The sequence below is a fragment of the Bradyrhizobium sp. USDA 4461 genome, from assembly GCF_054055655.1.
Map to the genome: position 1 here is coordinate 6,872,125 of NZ_JBSRXM010000001.1, position 16,796 is coordinate 6,888,920.

Annotated in this window: 12 protein-coding genes; 8 read left to right on the plus strand and 4 right to left on the minus strand. The window is 65.7% G+C overall.

Annotation, left to right across the window (positions count from 1 at the left end; translation table 11 throughout):
* Positions 1–13: 13 nt before the first annotated feature.
* Positions 14–1,267, plus strand: coding sequence for a tyrosine--tRNA ligase (gene tyrS, locus ACVINW_RS32415; RefSeq protein ID WP_456755023.1), 1,254 nt, complete (start codon positions 14–16; stop codon positions 1,265–1,267).
* Between the two features lie 114 nt (positions 1,268–1,381).
* Positions 1,382–2,632, plus strand: coding sequence for an MFS transporter (locus ACVINW_RS32420; protein WP_456755024.1), 1,251 nt, complete (start codon positions 1,382–1,384; stop codon positions 2,630–2,632).
* On the opposite strand, the gene ACVINW_RS32425 is transcribed toward ACVINW_RS32420, so the two are convergent.
* The gene (locus ACVINW_RS32425; RefSeq protein WP_456755025.1) at positions 2,577–3,863 is read right to left on the minus strand and encodes an alpha/beta fold hydrolase; all 1,287 of its coding nucleotides are present in this window, start codon (positions 3,861–3,863) and stop codon (positions 2,577–2,579) included. The genes ACVINW_RS32420 and ACVINW_RS32425 overlap by 56 nt on opposite strands.
* Before the next feature lie 159 nt (positions 3,864–4,022).
* Between ACVINW_RS32425 and ACVINW_RS32430 the strand changes: the two genes are divergently transcribed.
* The gene (locus ACVINW_RS32430) at positions 4,023–5,429 is read left to right on the plus strand and encodes an FAD-dependent oxidoreductase (RefSeq protein ID WP_456755026.1); all 1,407 of its coding nucleotides are present in this window, start codon (positions 4,023–4,025) and stop codon (positions 5,427–5,429) included.
* A gap of 70 nt (positions 5,430–5,499) precedes the next feature.
* On the opposite strand, the gene ACVINW_RS32435 is transcribed toward ACVINW_RS32430, so the two are convergent.
* Positions 5,500–9,201, minus strand: coding sequence for a YhdP family protein (locus ACVINW_RS32435; protein WP_456755027.1), 3,702 nt, complete (start codon positions 9,199–9,201; stop codon positions 5,500–5,502).
* A gap of 229 nt (positions 9,202–9,430) precedes the next feature.
* Here ACVINW_RS32435 and ACVINW_RS32440 point away from each other — a divergent pair, with 229 nt between their 5' ends.
* Together ACVINW_RS32440 and ACVINW_RS32445 are read left to right on the plus strand one after the other, a co-directional pair.
* Positions 9,431–10,180 carry a peroxiredoxin gene (locus ACVINW_RS32440; protein WP_456755028.1) on the plus strand — a complete coding sequence of 250 codons (750 nt, stop codon included), beginning with the start codon at positions 9,431–9,433 and terminating at the stop codon, positions 10,178–10,180.
* Between the two features lie 100 nt (positions 10,181–10,280).
* Positions 10,281–11,636 (plus strand): peptidoglycan DD-metalloendopeptidase family protein, encoded by a 1,356-nt coding sequence (locus ACVINW_RS32445; protein ID WP_456755029.1) that lies wholly within the window; start codon positions 10,281–10,283, stop codon positions 11,634–11,636.
* A gap of 67 nt (positions 11,637–11,703) precedes the next feature.
* Here the strand turns inward: ACVINW_RS32445 and ACVINW_RS32450 are convergent, their stop codons facing one another.
* On the minus strand, positions 11,704–12,942 hold the full coding sequence (locus tag ACVINW_RS32450) for a DUF5666 domain-containing protein (protein WP_456755030.1): 1,239 nt from the start codon (positions 12,940–12,942) through the stop codon (positions 11,704–11,706).
* Positions 12,939–13,814 (minus strand): DUF6502 family protein, encoded by an 876-nt coding sequence (locus ACVINW_RS32455; protein WP_456755031.1) that lies wholly within the window; start codon positions 13,812–13,814, stop codon positions 12,939–12,941. The genes ACVINW_RS32450 and ACVINW_RS32455 overlap by 4 nt, the downstream gene beginning before the upstream one ends.
* A 162-nt stretch (positions 13,815–13,976) precedes the next feature.
* Here ACVINW_RS32455 and ACVINW_RS32460 point away from each other — a divergent pair, with 162 nt between their 5' ends.
* From ACVINW_RS32460 to ACVINW_RS32470, 3 genes are all read left to right on the plus strand, one after another.
* On the plus strand, positions 13,977–14,408 hold the full coding sequence (locus ACVINW_RS32460) for a hypothetical protein (RefSeq protein ID WP_456755032.1): 432 nt from the start codon (positions 13,977–13,979) through the stop codon (positions 14,406–14,408).
* Positions 14,409–14,608: 200 nt separating this feature from the next.
* Positions 14,609–14,836: a hypothetical protein gene (locus ACVINW_RS32465; protein WP_456755033.1), complete on the plus strand. Its 228-nt coding sequence runs from the start codon at positions 14,609–14,611 to the stop codon at positions 14,834–14,836.
* A gap of 17 nt (positions 14,837–14,853) precedes the next feature.
* On the plus strand, positions 14,854–16,794 hold the full coding sequence (locus ACVINW_RS32470) for a glycosyltransferase (protein WP_456755034.1): 1,941 nt from the start codon (positions 14,854–14,856) through the stop codon (positions 16,792–16,794).
* Positions 16,795–16,796 lie beyond the last annotated feature (2 nt).

Genomic DNA, 16,796 nt, shown 5'->3' on the forward strand with positions numbered 1-16,796 from the left:
GGCTCGCCGACAAATGACTGCATTTAAATCGGATTTCCTGAACACTCTACAGGAACGCGGCTTCGTCCACCAGTGCTCCGATTTTGAGGGCCTCGACGCGCTCGCCGCGAAGGGCGAGGCCACCGCCTATGTCGGCTATGACTGCACCGCGCCGTCGCTGCACATCGGCAACTTCCTCACCATGATGATGCTGTACTGGCTGCAGCAGAGCGGCAACAAGCCGATCACGCTGATGGGCGGCGGCACCACGATGGTCGGCGATCCCTCCGGCAAGGACGAGACGCGCGCGATGCGCACGGTCGCCGAGATCGAAGCCAACAAGGCCTCGATCCGCGGCGTGTTCGCCAAGGTGCTGCGCTATGGCGACGGCCACTCCGACGCCATCATGCTCGACAACGCCGAGTGGCTGACGAAATTGAACTGGATCGAGATGCTGCGCGACATCGGCCGGCACTTCTCGGTCAACCGCATGCTGACGATGGATTCGGTGCGGCTCCGGCTCGAGCGCGAGCAGGAGATGAGCTTCATCGAGTTCAACTACATGGTCTGCCAGGCCTACGACTTTGTCGAGCTGTCGCGCCGTGCCGGCTGCCGGCTGCAGATGGGCGGCTCCGACCAGTGGGGCAACATCGTCAACGGCGTCGATCTCGGCCGCCGCATGGGCTCGCCGCAGCTGTTCGCGCTGACCACGCCGCTGCTCACCACCGCCTCCGGCGACAAGATGGGCAAGACCGCCAAGGGCGCGGTGTGGCTCAACGCCGACCAGTTCTCGCCCTACGACTTCTGGCAGTACTGGCGCAATGTCGAGGACGCCGACGTTGTCAAGTTCCTCAAGCTGTTCACCATCCTTCCTATGAGCGAGATCAACAAGCTCGCGGCGTTGGCGGGCGGCGAGATCAACGAGGCCAAGAAGGTGCTGGCGACCGAAGCGACCGCCCTGCTCCATGGTCGCGATGCCGCCAATGAAGCCGCCGAGACCGCGCGCCGCACCTTCGAGGAAGGCGCGCTGGCCGAGACGCTTCCGACGGTTGAAATTCCGCGCGGCGAATTTGAAGCCGGCGTCGGCGTGCTCGCCGCTTTCGTCAAGGCCGAGCTCGTCGCTTCGAACGGCGAAGCGCGGCGGCAGATCAAGGGCGGCGGCCTGCGCGTCAACGATGCTGCCGTGACCGACGAGAAGATGCTGCTGACATCGGCCAACCTCACGCCGGAGGGCGTGGTCAAGCTGTCGCTCGGCAAGAAGCGCCACGTCCTGCTGAAGCCTGCATAGGCGCATTCGCTTTTGTCGGTTGTCGGGAGTGCGGAAAGCGCGCTCCCATCTAGGAGCGCGATCAGCAAAAGTGGACTTCCGGTTTTGCGTCCGATCGCGCTCGAAAAGAATGCGATGGACCAGCAGACCACGCCTCCAAACGACACGCTTTCCGCACCTGCGAAACAGTCGCGCGTCGCGTTGAACGTGCTCGCGCTCTGCTTCGTGCTGTCTGTGCTCGGGCGCGGGCTCAGCGACAGCTTCACGGTGTTCCTGAAACCGATCTCGGAAAATTTCGGCTGGGACCGCGCCTCGGTGGTGTCGGTCTATTCGCTGACCTGGCTCGCCAGCGGCCTCACCGCGCCGCTGGTCGGGCGCCTGTTCGATCGCTCCGGGCCGCGCGTGGTCTATGCGCTCGGCCTGTCGCTGCTCGGCTGCGCGTTCCTGATTGCCTCGCGCGCGCAGCAGCTGTGGCAATTCCAGCTCAGCGTCGGGCTCTGCGTCGGCTTCGGCACCGCGCTGATCGGCAACGTCTCGAACTCGATCCTGCTCGGCCGCTGGTTCGGGCCGCGGCTGCCGACCGCGATGGCCGTGATGTATTCGGCGACCGGCGCCGGCCTGCTGTTGCTGCTGCCGCTGTCGCAGGTCCTGATCGACCGGATCGGTTGGCGCGAGGCCTATCAGGTGTTCGGCGTCGGCGCGCTGTGCCTCCTCGTACCGCTCGTCTTCCTGCCGTGGCGGCTGCTCGCCGGCGGATCGCCGCACATCGTGAAGAAGGCGGAGGCCAGTCTGGCTGACGAGGGCTGGACCTTGCTCAGCGCGATGCGCCACCACGCCTTCTGGGCGCTGTTCTCGACCTTCTTCTTCACCGCGATCGCGATGTATGCGCTGACCGCGCAGATCGTCGCCTATCTGATCGACGTCGGCTTCCCGCCGCTGCAGGCGGCCACCGCCTGGGGCTTCTCCGGCGTCGCGCTGTTCGTCGGCATGCTCGGCGTCTCCACGCTCGACGGCATCATCGGCCGCCGGCCAAGCGTGCTGTTCAGCTACGGCGTCTCGATAGCAGGCATCATCCTGCTCTGGCTGCTGCAATGGTATCCGAACTACTGGCTCTTGACCGGCTTCATCATATGCTTCGGCAGCATGATCGGCTCGCGCGGTCCGCTGATCACCGCGACCGCGCTGAAGATCTTCCGCGGCGAGCGCGTCGGCACGATCTACGGCACGATCATGATCGGCAGCGGCCTCGGCTCCGGCCTCGGCTCATGGGGCGGCGGCCTGATCCACGACTGGACCCACAGCTACAATCCGCTGATTGCGTTTGCGCTGGTCAATGTCGTGCTCGGCCTGATACCGTTTTTGGTGGTGCCGGCGCTGCGGCGCTAGCATCTCGGGGTTTTTCATCGAGGAAGTCGCATATCTCGGCGACAAACACAGGCCATGCCGGCTCGTCTGGAAGCAGAATATGATTGCGGCTTTCAATCGGAACGAACCGCGCGTTTGGAATAGCGTGCGCGAGTGCCAGGCCTTGATCGAACGGAACCAACGCATCGCCGCGGCTGTGCGTGACGAGCGTCGGCGCCGCGATCTGTTGCAGCGCCTCGGAAACGTCGATGTCGCCAAAGGCCAGGAACAGCGACGCAGCGTTCTCCGGTGATGTCGATATGCGCTGCACTTCGTTGAAATCGCGCATTTGCTCCTGCGTCGCGTTTGGATGCACCAGCGAGGTAAAGACCTGACGGAATGCCGGGGTATCCTTGCCCCACCCCTCCCGGATCAGAGTCGCGAGAGCCTCGCACCTGGCAATCTGGTCGGCAGCGCCCCGGTTACGGAAACCGCGCACGTATCCACCGTGCAAGACGAGGCGCGACACACGGTCGGGATGTCGCGCGGCATATGCGATGGCAACCGCAGCGCCCTGCGATATGCCGAACAGGGCAAAGCGCTCGAGCGACAGCGCATCGACGACTGTCTCAAGGTCCTGCACGAGGGCCGCAAACGAAAAGTCGGCGACGCGCCAGTCGGACAGACCGTTACCGCGCTGATCGTATCGAACCAGTTTGTGCCGGGCGGCCAGTTGAGCGTGAAGCGGACTCGAAACCTCGATTTGCCAGTCATGCTCGACATGGGTCAGCCAATTCGCCGTCTTTACGATAGGAGAACCCTGGCCAACGCTCGCTACGGCAAGATGGACTCCGTCAGGCGCTTCGCAGAACGTAATCTCCTCGCGCAACCCAAGTTCCTTGGGCGGCCCAGAAGCACCCTTTGGAAAGCGGGATGAGGCATGTTCTGAGGCCGGTCGTGCTTCCTCCTGCTCCACGTCACCGACGAAACGGATTCCCCGCCGCGCAGCTGTCCGAATATATCGCTGGCTGATGCCGTCATCTCCGATAGCGCGGCGAGCCGCGTTGATCCGGCTGGCTATCGTCGAGTCCGAGACGATCCGGCCGCGCCAAACCGAGGTCACGAGATCATCTTTGGAAACTACCTGGTGACGGTGCTGGATGAGGTGAAGAAGCAGATCGAAAACCTGCGGTTCGACCGTAATCGTTTGAGCGCCGCATTGCAGCTCGCGCCGCTCCGCATCCAGAACGTAATCGCTGAACTTGAAGCGCATCAGGCTCCTCAGGGCTGAGCTTGGCTCGCATACAAATCACAAGCTTCTCAAGCGAAAATCAAGGCTTTCTGAAAGGCAAAATCACGGGTGCCTGCTAGTGCCAAGGTGGGCATTTGGCTCGCCCGCGCGCTGGAGCCATCCATGGCAGCGGGGAAATAGATGAGCAGAATCCTGGTTTGCGGTGGTGGCTTGATCGGGTTGTGCACCGCGATGATGCTTGGCCGCGACGGTCACCACGTCACGGTGCTGGAGGCCGATCCCGAAGATCACCCTTCGACCTCTATCGAGGGCTGGGACGCGTGGCAGCGCCCGGGAGTTGCGCAGTTCAGACAACCCCACAGTCTCCATTCGCGATTTCGAATGATCAGCGATCGAGAATTGCCAGGGCTGACGGACGGCCTGCTTCGCGCCGGTTGCGTCTGGGTGGATTATCTCGATGGTCGATCCCTTCCCCCGACCATCACCGACCGGGCGCCGCGTCCGGGCGATGAAGCGATGCGCTGCGTCGCCGGTCGCAGGCCTACGGTTGAGTGGGTGGTGGCCGCGATGGCGCAGGCAGCATCGAACGTGACCGTCCGTCGGGGAACCAAGGTTCGCGAATTGATCACCGGCACATCGGCCATCCCTGGCGTGCCTCACATTGCCGGGGTCCGCACCATGGCCGGCGAAGAGATTCGTGCCGATCTGGTCGTCGACGCCATGGGACGGAGAAGCCCGGCCAGCGAATGGATTCTCGGTGCAGGCGGCCGCAGTCCCATCGAGGAATCCGAAGATTGCAACTTCGTCTATTTCGGGCGCTATTTCTCAGGGCAGCAGCGGCCTCGCCGGATGGGCAGCACGCTCACGCCGATGGGCCTGTTCTCGATCCTGACGCTGGACGGAGACAACGACACCTGGTCGGTCACCTTGTATACCTCGTCGAAAAACAAGGCGATGCGAGCCTTGCGTGATCCTGTCACATTCCATCGCGTCGTTTCCGCGTGTCCGCTTCAGGCCCATTGGCTCGACGGGGAGCCGATGACGGACGTCCTGTTGATGGCGGGAGTTCTCGACCGGTACCGGCGGTTCATCGTCGATGGCCGGCCCGTCGTCACGGGGTTCGCCGCTGTTGGTGACGCATGGGCCTGCACCAACCCGTCCGGCGGACGGGGATTGAGCGTCGGTTTGCTCCACGCGCAGGTGCTCCGCGATGTCGCGCGCCGGCACATCAACAATCCCGACGCATTCTCACGGGACTACGATCTGGAGACCGACCGCCAGGTCGGTCCGTATTATCGAAACCAGATCGCGGCGGACCGAGCGCGGGTCGCCGAGATGAACGCGCTGGACCAAGGCTTGGCAATGCCTGAGCCCAATCCGATCACCGCCAGGCTGCTTGCTGCCGCGTCCCATGACGCCGACGTTTTTCGCGGGATACTCGAGATTGCAATGTGCGTTGCGCTGCCTCAAGACGTCATTGCGAGGCCGCGCGTCGCCGCAAAACTAGCCGAACTGGACGGCGAGGCATTACCGCCGCCCCCCGGCATCTTCGATCGACATCGGCTGGCGGAGCTGCTGGACGGCTGATCTTCGAAGCGTGCTTTGCGCCCCTTCATCTGATCGAAGCGCGACCGGTATCCGCTTGGCTCGAAACGGCCTAGTTATTCGTCGTCGGCAGATCGTTCGGGCCGTACTGTTTGAACTCGAAGATCTTCCGCGTCAGGCCGGGCGCGAGCGCCGAGATCGGGTTGACGCGCAGCACCGGCTGGCTCGGCGTTCCCACCACTTCATAGGTCACGCCAATCAGGCCCTCATTGCTGCCGGCACCGAGGAAGATGCCGAAGAACGGGATCTGGCCGAACATGTTGTTCAAGCCGTACATCGGAATGAAGGTGCCGTTCATCCGCACCTGGTTGCCGATGTAGTCGATGCTGCCTTCGATGGTCGCGCCGATGCTCGGTCCCTTGACCACGCCGTTGCGGATCGAGAGCTGGCCGCTCTGGCGGGTGAACTCGGCGCGCAGTGCGTCGAAGCCGATGCCGTTCTGGGTGCTGACCGGCCCGCCGGCGACGGCGCGGTCGAGCTGGGTTTCACCCTTCACCGAGAAGCCGGTGATGTTGATCAGGCCTTCCCTGGGGCTCGGTTCGGGGATCGGCGGCTCCATCGCCAGCGTGAGCTGACCACCGATCACCTTCGAATAGGTGTCGATGAAGCGCAGGAATGCGCCGGCGTCGCCGGTCTGGAGGTAGATCACCTCGCGGCCCTGCTGGCGGCCGCGCATGTCGACCGTCACCGGCGTATCGCGGCCGACCTTGCCGCTCAGCGTGAAGCCCTTGAAGAATCCGTTGCGGCGCGAGATCTTGGCATCGACGCTGCGCAGCGCTTCGCCGTTGAAGCCCGCCACCGCGCCGAGTTTCAGATCGACGTCGAAATCGGTGGTCTTGGTCTTGCTCTTCGGATCGCTGTCGCGGCCCGAGATCGCCGACTTCAGGAAGCCGCGGCCGTCGAACACGTCGCCGCGCATCGTCACCTTGATCACCCCGTCGGGACCGCGGTCGGCCCGCAGCGAGGTCTTGTCGCCTTCCGACGGCGCATAGGTCGGGAAGTTCGCATTCATCAGGTCGCCGTTCTGGTCGACCTCGAGCGCGCCCTTGATCGACACGCCGACGCCGTCGATCGAGATATCCTCGAACCGCGTCGATTGTCCCTTCGGCACCACGTTGAACGTCGCCTTGCCGGCCCTGCCCTGCGCCTTGACCCAGCCCGGCAGGATGTTGTCGAGCTTGAGCTGGGTCAGGTCGGCCTCGACGCCCATCTTGGTGGTGGGGTTGTCGCCGCTGCCGATCTTGCCGTTCAGCTTGATCGGGATCGCCCCCGACACCGCGGGACCGAGATCGAGCCCGAGCCGCGCCCGGCTCGCATCGTCCAGCGTCGCTTGCAGCTTGACGTCGGCGTCGCCATCGGCCGGCTTGCGATAGTCGAGCGAGGCAGCCTGCCCGTTGATCTTGACGTCGCCCTTGACCTGGAAGCCGGCATTGCTGGCAACCAGCTTCAGCGCATTGGCCTCGAGCTTCTGGTTCATCACCAGCTTATCGACGGCGACGCCGGAAATGTCGGCGGCGACCGAGTACATCGTATCGGCCTTGGTCAGCTCGCCCTTCACCGGCATGCCGAGATTGATCGTCGCGGTGACGTTGCCCTTGCTGGCGTTGGGATCGATCGGCGGACCGGACAGATCGCTGAGCCGGTCGGATGCGAGGATCTCGGCCGCGGCCGGCACCGGACAGTCGACCCGGAACTTGACCTTGGACGGCGATGGCTTCGGCGCCATGTCCGGCACCTCGAAGGTGAAATCCGAGATCGTGATCTTGCGGCCCGCCGGCGTGTCGGCGATGCCCTGGTTGATGGTCACGGTCGCAGTGCGGCCGGTCACCCTGGCCTTCAGATCGGCATCATGCACCGCGGGCATCTGGTCCACCGGGCGCACCGTGACGCCGGAGGCGACGATGTTGACCGAGAGACCGTCATCGGGAATCGGCGGCCCCTTGCGCGACAGGTTATGCACCGGCGAATTGACGCCGACATCGATGCGCTGGAGCGTGCCGCGGTCGATCCGTTCCAGCACCCATTCGCGCACCTCGGGCACGATGATGACAGGCCACATCCGCTTCAAGGCGGAGGCCGACATCGGCGTGCCGGCGAATCCGAGTTGCAGTCGCGGCTCGCCGGAATAGTCGATGCTGCCGGTGCCGGCGACGCCGATCTCGCCGTTCGAGATGTCGGCCTGGGTCAGCAGCACGCGCTTCTTCTCGGTGTCGAAGCGGAAGCCGATGTTGATGCGGTTGAAGATCAGCGGCGGCTCGTTCTTGTCGGCGCCGGCCAACACGATGGTGCCGCCGGACAGGCCCGCCTGCCAGTCGGTGACGTTGTCGTTCGGCGGTTCAAGATGACCGAGCAGCGTGATGCGGTTGGCACCCGAGACGATCTTGATCGGCGCCAGCAGCACGCGCCGTCCGGAATCCCATTCGACGCTCATCTCGGCCGAATCGACCGGCATCGGGTAGTCCGGCGTATCGGTGTCGATGATGTTGCCGGCGCCGACATTGATCTTGCCGCGGAAATAGGTCGGCAGGCCGTCGCGGCCGAGCTCGCCCTTCATCTCGCCCGATAACGGCAGGTCGGCGGTGTAGGTCAGATCCTTGCTCCGCATCGCGAGCAGGATGTTCCGGGTGGACACCTTGTCGGCCTTGATATCGACCGAGCGCACGCCGTTCTGCTGCGGTCCGACCAGGACGCGGACCGACCAGGGCTTTGTGCCCTCCTCGCCGAAGCTGAGCGCGACGCCGCCGCCGCTCGGGCGCCGCAGGCTGAGGCTGATATTCTCAAAGCTCCATTTGTTGCCGCGCTGCTGGTCGTCGACGACGAGGTTGCCGTTCTTCAGGCCGATCTCGTTGAGGTTCTGCCCATCGAGGCCGGTCATGCTGAGGCTGTCGAGCCAGTCGAGACCGGCGAGCAGTCCGCTCTGCGCCGAATCGGACGAGGCCGCCGCGGGCTCGGAGGCAGCAGGCGGCGAAGCAACCGGCGGCGACGCCGCGGGTGCGGGTCGCGGGAAGGTCGGCGGCATCCCCGCATCGCGCTTGGAGGCGACGCCGGTGGCGAGCGGTTTTGCGGTGTCGCCGGCGGACACCGTCACATTGCCGTCCGGCGTGATCCGCACCGACAGTTCGGCATCGACCAGGTTGAGGCTCTCCGCCCGCAACTGCCCCATCAGCAGCGCCGTCCCGGACAGGCGCACTTCCGCCTTCGGCGCGCTGGCAACGACGGCATGGTCGCGGTCGCGGACGATGATGTCGCGGATGCGCACCGCGATTCGGATCCGGCCGGCGCGCTCGATCTGGGTTCCGCCGACCTCGACCGTATTGCCGTGGCCGATATTCTCCTCGATCGCCGCGGCAAGCCAGGGCGTCGCCAGATCGAGATTGATCGGACCCGCGCCGAGCCGCCACCACAGCGCGCCGAAGCAGGTCGCGAACATCACGACCAGCACCACGAGGACCAATCCGACGCGGCGGATCCAGCGCTCGCCGTTCAACCAGCGCTGCATGCCGGAACAGAAATCGGTGAAGCGATGCAAATTGGTGTTGGAACGCGACAGCAATTGCCGCGCACGGTTGCCCGCCGCCTCATCCTGCTCGTCCCACGCGGCGTCGTCTTCCCATTGCGAGAAGTCAGCCCCGGCGCGCGGATTTGGACCCTGCGGCGACGTGTTCCTTGCCATTGCCTCTCGGTGCTGACGGCGACTCTGATCGCCGTCATCGGGGCGCCCGTCGATTCGTATCGAGCGCTCCCCTGCCGGCATCGCCGCCTATCCTCGCCTCATCATGTTACTCGCCGATGGCCCCAAAATGGACCAGACCAACCAATCAAACGCCAATTCAGCAAACAGACGGGGTGACGCGTCGAATTCCTTGTCACCATACTCCGTGGCCATCAAACTTGCCCAGCGGCCGGTTGCGAATCCGGTCGCCGCGAATGAGCCCCGCAATACCCCAATGGTTGAGCTTCGGAAAGCGACGAAAGGAAGGCGTATGTCCAAGAAAACGCGCAAGAAATCCTCCAAGACAACCGGAAAGCGGGTCGCAACGAAAGTTGCGCGCGCCGCAAGCGCAAGCACTGGGAAGTCCGCGACGAAAACCCGCACAGCGGTTGCGAAGACGGCAGCGGCCAAGAAAACGGCCAAGAAAGCGACGAAGCCAAAGACCGCAGCGGGTGTTCACGGCAAAGCCTCGCACAAGGCCGCATCGAAACCGTTAAAGCGAGAGCCGGCCGCGACCGTGACCAAACCGTCAGCCGTCACACTTGCCGAAGGTGCCCCGGCGCTTGTCGAAGGTGCCGCGGCGCCTGCCTTTAACCTGCCGCGCGACGGCGGCAGCAGCATCTCCCTGAAGGATTTCGCCGGCAAGAAGCTGGTGCTGTTCTTCTATGCCCGGGCCGACACGCCCGGCTGTACCCGGGAAGCGATCGATTTCACCCGGCTCAAAAACGAGTTCGCAGCCGCGGGAACCGAAGTGGTCGGCGTATCCGCCGATACGGTTAGGACGCAGGAGTCATTTCGAAACAAACACCAGTTGTCGGTGCCGCTGGCCTCCGACCCGGCCCATGAGATGCTCGAGGCGTATGGCGCCTGGGGCGAAAAATCCATGTATGGCAGGACCTTCATGGGAATTATTCGCACCACCGTTCTGGTCGATTCCAATGGAAAAATCGCCCGCGTCTGGCGCCACGTGAAGGTCGACGGCCATGCCGAAGCGGTATTGGAGGCCGCCCGTTCGCTCTGACCCGGGCGGTTCCGTTTCCTGAAAATTAACCATGCCGGGCTCAAATCGCCCCCGCAAATTAGCCGTACGGAGCTTGGTCCGACCGGCCGCGGGAGTACCGATGTCGAGCCGGTCCGGTCATCACCAGGAATACCAGAAACACCATCATCCGCAGGACCATGGCCGGACGCCGATGCGCCGTCCGGCAGCCCAGCATGCCGCTGCGGTGGCCGCCTCCGGCGAGGGCTATACGCTGGTCCATGCCGGCAAGCAGGTCCGGTTCGGACCGGTCGTGTTCTGGATCGCGGTCGGCACCGTCGTGTTGCTCGGCATGTGGTCGGCGGCGACCGCCACCTATTTCGCGTTCCGCGATGACGTCCTGACCCGGCTGATCGCGCGCCAGGCCGAGATGCAGTACGCCTATGAGGACCGCATCTCGGAACTGCGCGCCAAGGTCGACCGCACCACCAGCCGCCAGCTGCTCGACCAGGAGCAGTTCGACCAGAAGCTCGACCAGATCATGAAGCGGCAGTCGACGCTGGAGCAGCGCGCCACCGCGCTCGGCGCGATGCCCGATGCCACCGTGACCGGCTCGATCAAGCCGCAGGGCCGCGCCGAGGCGGCGCCCTCCTCCGGTCCGTTGAAACCATCTCCGATCAGCGACACCGTGATCTTCGTGGCGCCGCCGGATCGAGAGGCGCGGCTGGAATCGCGCGCGCCATTGATCGCCAAGGCGCAGCCGAACCAGTTCGTCAAGGCGCAGGGCGTCGACAACGTGCTGGTCCGGCTGCAGACCTCGCTTGATCAGGTCGAGCGTCGCCAGGTCGCGGCCCTCTCGTCGGTCGAGGACAGCATCGATTCCAAAGTGCGCCGGATGCGCGGCGTGATCAGCGATCTCGGCCTCAACATGGCGCAACTCGAAGCAGCCGTGCCGCGCTCGGGCATGGGCGGACCTTTTGTTCCCGTGAAACTTTCCCCCGACGCCGGCGCGTTCGAGCGCCAGCTCTACCGCATCAACATCAACCGCGCCCAGATGCAGCGGCTGAACCAGACGCTGGCCCTGGTGCCCTATCGCAAGCCCGTCGTCGGCGAAGTCGAGTTCACCAGCGGCTTCGGCGTTCGCTCCGATCCCTTCCTCGGCCGGCCGGCGATGCACACCGGCCTCGACTTCCGCGCCGCGCAGGGCGATCCGGTGCGGGTCACCGCCAACGGCAAGGTGGTGTCGGCGGGCTGGGCCGGCGGCTACGGCCGCATGGTCGAGGTCGATCACGGCAACGGGCTGTCGACCCGCTACGGCCATCTCTCCGAGATCGGCGTCAAGGTCGGCGAATACGTCAAGATCGGTCAGGTGATCGGCGCCGTCGGTTCGACCGGCCGCTCCACCGGTCCGCATCTGCATTACGAAACCCGCATCGACGGCGAAGCGGTCGACCCGCAGAAATTCCTCCGCGCCGGCGTCCGGCTCAGCGCGGGCTAATTCAAGCCCTCAACGATCGACCTGAATAACGGCGCAAGCGGCTCGCTTGCGCCGTTTCGTTGTTTGCTCAGCGGCGGCCGCCGCCCATGCCGCCGGGCGGCCCGCCGCCACCGAATCCACCGCCGGGTCCGAACGGACCACCGCCGCCGCCTGGGCCGAACGGTCCGCCAGGCGGGCCGAAGCCGCCCGGACCTGGGCCGGTCGTTCCGCCGCTCAAGGGATCGGGCGCAGGACCACCGCCTGGCGGTGGACCGCCTCCCGGTGCACCGGACGGCCCGCCGCCGGGACCAGCTCCGCCCGGTCCGCCACCGGGCCCGCCGCGCCCGCCCGGCCCTGCTCCGCCGCCAGGTCCGCCACCACCGGCGCCGCGCCCCGGCGTGCCGGGATTGCGCACCGACGAACCCGGGAAATGGCCGACCGACTGCACCGATTCGACCCGCAGCTCGCGCGGGCCCGACAGCTGCGCATTGACGACGACACGCGTATCCGCCGCCGGCGAGAAGCGCGAGTGGTCACGCGCGACAAAGCCGGAGCCGAGCTGCAGGTCATTGCCGACCCGCCGCACATAGGCCTCGATCAGGAGCCGCTTGGCACCGGTGAGATCGGAGAAGTCGTCGGCGCGGCTGCGCGACACCTGCATCACGCCCTGCGCGACGTGGCCCTCGGCCTGCACGCGCTGCCCGACCAGCGCCGCATCGACACCGGCGAGCTTGAGTTCGCCGATCCGCAAGCTGCCGGCGCGATCGCGCTCGAGCGGTCCGGCGACGCGCATCGCCGCATCGTGACGCTCCTGCACAAGGCTGGCGACGACGACGCCATCCGTGCGACGCAGCCCGAACACGGCGACCTGCGCGCCCGGCTTCAGCCAGCTCTCGCGGCCGCTCCAGGCGACCTTCTGGCCGAGCACGGTCAGCTCGCCCGACTTCACATGCTCTACCGGCCCGGTCACTTCGCTCGTGACATCGATGCGCCTGGTCGACAGCGTGCCGCCGGCGTCGCGCTGCGCCACGACGCGCGCGAGTTGTCCGATCCGCAGCGCCTTCGCATTCGCCGCCTCACCGTCGATCCTGACCGGCACGTCGGCCGCATAGGCGACGCGCTCGCCATTGACGTAGATCGAGCCGAACCGCTGGATCACGCCGACGATGCCGGTGCCACCGATGCCCTGGTCGGAGCCGGTGATGCCGGTGCCGCCGATGCCGTGGTCGTTGCCGCGTTTCTTGACCTGCGCGCCGGCGAGCGAGGTTCCCCCAAGCCAGAAGCCGATCAGCAGCGCCCGGCGCGAGATGCCTGGCGGGCGCGTCATGACGCACCGCCTTCGTCCGCATCGTCATCGACCGGCCCGTCCGGGCCCTCGCGATAGATGTAGATGCCGAAATTCCAGCGATAGTCGCCACCCTTGTCTTTGGCGAGCGCGCGGTTGGCCTCGCGGTTGGCGACTTTCAATGCCTCCATCGCCAGCTCGCGCGAGCGCCCCTCGAGCCGTTTTGCCAACTTCGCCGACAGCCCGTCGTAATGCACCGCGCGTTCAAGGAAGCGCGGCGTCGCCGAGGACACGTTGAGCTCGGCGGCCGCGACATGGTCGTGCAGATTGCGCCCGAGATAGTGCCATTTGCGGTCGTCGTCGCCGTACGGCACAAACGCCTCCTCGACCAGCATGATCTCGTCGTCATCATTGATGGTGACGAGCTTGCGGTCGAGCCATTCGTCGAGCACAGCGCGCGGCCGCACGTCCTTGGTGATCGATTCGACCAGCGTCTCGAACGACGGCGCGCCGCCGTCGGCGGTGCGCGGCAGCGGCAGCGGATCGCCCTTGGCGTCGGTGAATTCGGGTGCGGCCAGCCAGCGTGCGATGATCGCGCTGGTGCGCGACAACGTCGCCGGCACCGCATTGACCGGCGCGCCGGCGCCGCGCAACCGCGCCACCTCCTTGCGGTGGATCCCGGTCAACAGGCTGACGCGGCTGTCGGTCTGCTCCTTGCCCTCGAGCGCGAAGTCGTGCTCGGCGACATTGACATAGAGCTCGCGCAGCAGCTGCGTCAGCGCCGGAAATGTCATGCCGCCGCGAATGCAAAGCCGCACCAGCGGACGCAGCATCCGCGCCAGCGGCGCGTGCAGCTTCGCTGCGGCGATCGGCGCGGACGATCCCGCCTTCGACTTCGGGGCCTTGGCATTCATGCCTAACTTTTAGCCGTCGATTGCGTGGGATACAATCCCACTGCTCAACTCGCATCACTTGACGTGTGATATTTTCCCACTTATTGGAAACAAAGTTACCTCCGGACACACCGCGCGCTTGCCGGCGCGGCTGTCGCGGTGCCTGGCATACGGATCCCTTCCATGACGCCTGCCCGATTCGATCTTGCGATCGCGGAAGCCTGCCGGATCGCCCAGGTTCCTTACGAGGAGTTCGTGTCGACGGTGATGGCGGGCGGCTATCCCTGCCTGCCGGGCGTCGTGCCCGGCTCGCCGCGCCGCTTCGGCGAAACCGACCTGCTGGCGCTGTACATCTACGGCCGGCTGCTCGCCTTCGGCTTCGGCGGCTTGCGCGCCGGCGAATATGCCAGCCGCGCGCATGCCGGCCTCTGCGCCGAGCCGCGCGCGCAATCGATCTCGATCGCGCTGACATCGGACGGCGGCAAGCGTGTCGTGATCGAGCAGGATCTGCAGCGGCCCGCAGCCGCGATGCTGCCGGAGCGGATCCATTTCGACATCGCCACCATCCGGCGCCAGTTGCTGACATCAACGACGCGCCCAGCCGAGCCGGCCTGACGCCCAGTTAGGTACCTCCCGTATTCGCCCGCCCGCCCCGCGCAGTCGCGGCGCGATCGCGCCCCTATGGGCGCCATTCCATCCCTCAAAAAGTTTTCCACCGCCTTACGTGGGACATAATCCCACATTTTAGTTCGCAGCCATTGACGTGTGAAATTCTCCCACGTATTCGAAATCCATTCAGCAGGGAATCCGACGCAATGTCTCTTCGTTCGGCCCGCGGCCTCTATTCGCTTCGCGAATCCGATTCGCCGCGCCAATCCGCTCGGTTCGCCGCCGCCACACTCTTCACGCCGCAGGCGCCGTCTTGCTTGACGCCGCAGGCGCCTTGCGGCCCGATCGAGCCGGTGTTTCCGGCATTGCTGCGCTCGCTGGTGTTCTTCGCCGCGCTGGCGCTGCCGTTCGTCGTCGCCCTGTACGCAGCATGATCCGGATCGAGCCGCCCATGATCGTCGTCAACGAGCCGGCCCGACGTCCGTCGGTGCTGCACATCTTCAAGGTCTACTACCCCGACCTGTTCGGCGGTACGCTGACCGTCATCCGCGACATCTGCGCCGGATTGAAGGGCACGTTCAACGCCGCCGTGCTGGTCTGCTCGCGCTCCGGCGGCGAGCGGCAGATCGTGGTCAACGAGGTTGCCGTCGAGCGCGTGCATTCGTTCGGTGACGTGCTGTCGCTGCCGGCGGCGCCGACCTATCCGTGGCGGCTGTGGCGCCGCATCGCCAATCACGATCTGCTGGCGCTGCACGCCCCCTTCCCGCTCGCCGACCTCGTGTTCGCGTTCGGCCTCGGACGCTCGCGGCCGCTGGTGGTGCACTGGCACGCCGATATCGTCTCGCACGCGGCACTGCGCTTCCTGGTCGAGCCGTTGATGCGGCGAACCCTGCACCGCGCCGCCGCGATCATCGTTTCCGATCCGGTGCTGGTCGAAACCACGCCGTTGCTGCAGGAGTTTTCCGACAAGTGCCACGCCGTCCCGTTCGGCGTCGATGTGGAGAAATATGACCGGCCGGCCGCACAGGCTGACGATGTCAACGCCCGCGGCCGCCTCGTCCTCGCCTGCGGGCGGCTGGTGCCCTACAAGGGTTTTGACGTGCTGGTGCGATCGGCCCACGCCCGCAATTTCGAGGTCTGGATCGTCGGCGAGGGCCGCGAGCGCGCCAATCTCGAGCAGCTGATCCGCGACTACGGCCTGCAGGACCGGGTCCGCCTGCTCGGCTCGGTATCCGAGAGCGAGCGCGTCAAGCTGATGCGCATCGCCGATGTCTTCGTGATGCCGTCGGTGACCAATGCGGAGACCTTCGGGCTGGTTCAGCTCGAGGCGATGGCCGCAAGCCGTCCCGTCGTCAACACCGCGCTCGACACCGGCGTTCCCCATGTCGCCCGCCACGGGCTCGAGGCGATCACGGTGCCGCCTGGCGATCCCGCGGCACTCGCCGACGCCATCGAAAGCCTGATCAACGATCCGGAGCGGCGCCGCCGCATGGGTCAGGCCGCGCGGCACCGCGCGATCACGAAATACTCGACAACAGCCTTCAAGGAGGGAGTGGAGACGGTGTACCGCAAAGTCGTCGCCGAAGAGGCCGCCGCAAAGGATGCAAGCTCGTCAGCCCCAGGCTTGCATCGCCAAACGGCCGGCCCCGTCGGTGCGATCCGGATCGCCGCCGCGCTGGCATGGTCCGACATGCGGCATCGTTACGTCCGCTCCCTCCTTGGACCCTTCTGGATGTCGATCCAGATGGCGATCATGGTGGCCGTGCTCGGCTCGGTCATCGGCCATTTCTCGAACGCCGGCGCGCTGGCGCGGCTGCCGATGCTGGCGGCAAGCCTCACCGCCTGGACCTTCCTCAACAGCGTCGTGCTCGATGCCACCACCGCGTTGCAGAACTCGGCCAGCCTGATCAAGGATCGCGCACTGCCGCCGGTGATCTTCCTGCTGCAATGTACCTTCCGCCAGGCACTGTTCGCGGCGCACAACGCAGTGGTGCCGATGATCCTGTGGCTTGTGCTGACGCCGCGGGATTTCGGCGGCGCCGTCATCGCCCTGCCCGGCCTCGCGCTGTTCGTCGTCTGCACGATGGCGCTGAGCCTCGTGCTCGGTGCGCTGGCGACGCGCTACCGCGACATCAAGCCGATCATCGAGTCCTCGCTGACGCTGGCCTTCCTGGCCTCGCCGATCATCTGGACATCGGAGATGATCGATCGCGGCTCGACCGTGATGCGGCTCAACCCGCTGACGCATCTGTTCGCGATCTGGCGCGAGCCGCTGGCGACGGGCCACGTCGCAATGACCAGCCTGATCTACGTGCTGGCCTGCCTCGCCGTGCTCGCGGTCGCCGCGACCGTCACCATCGCCCATCTGCGCAAAGCGGCGTTCTGGATCTAGTC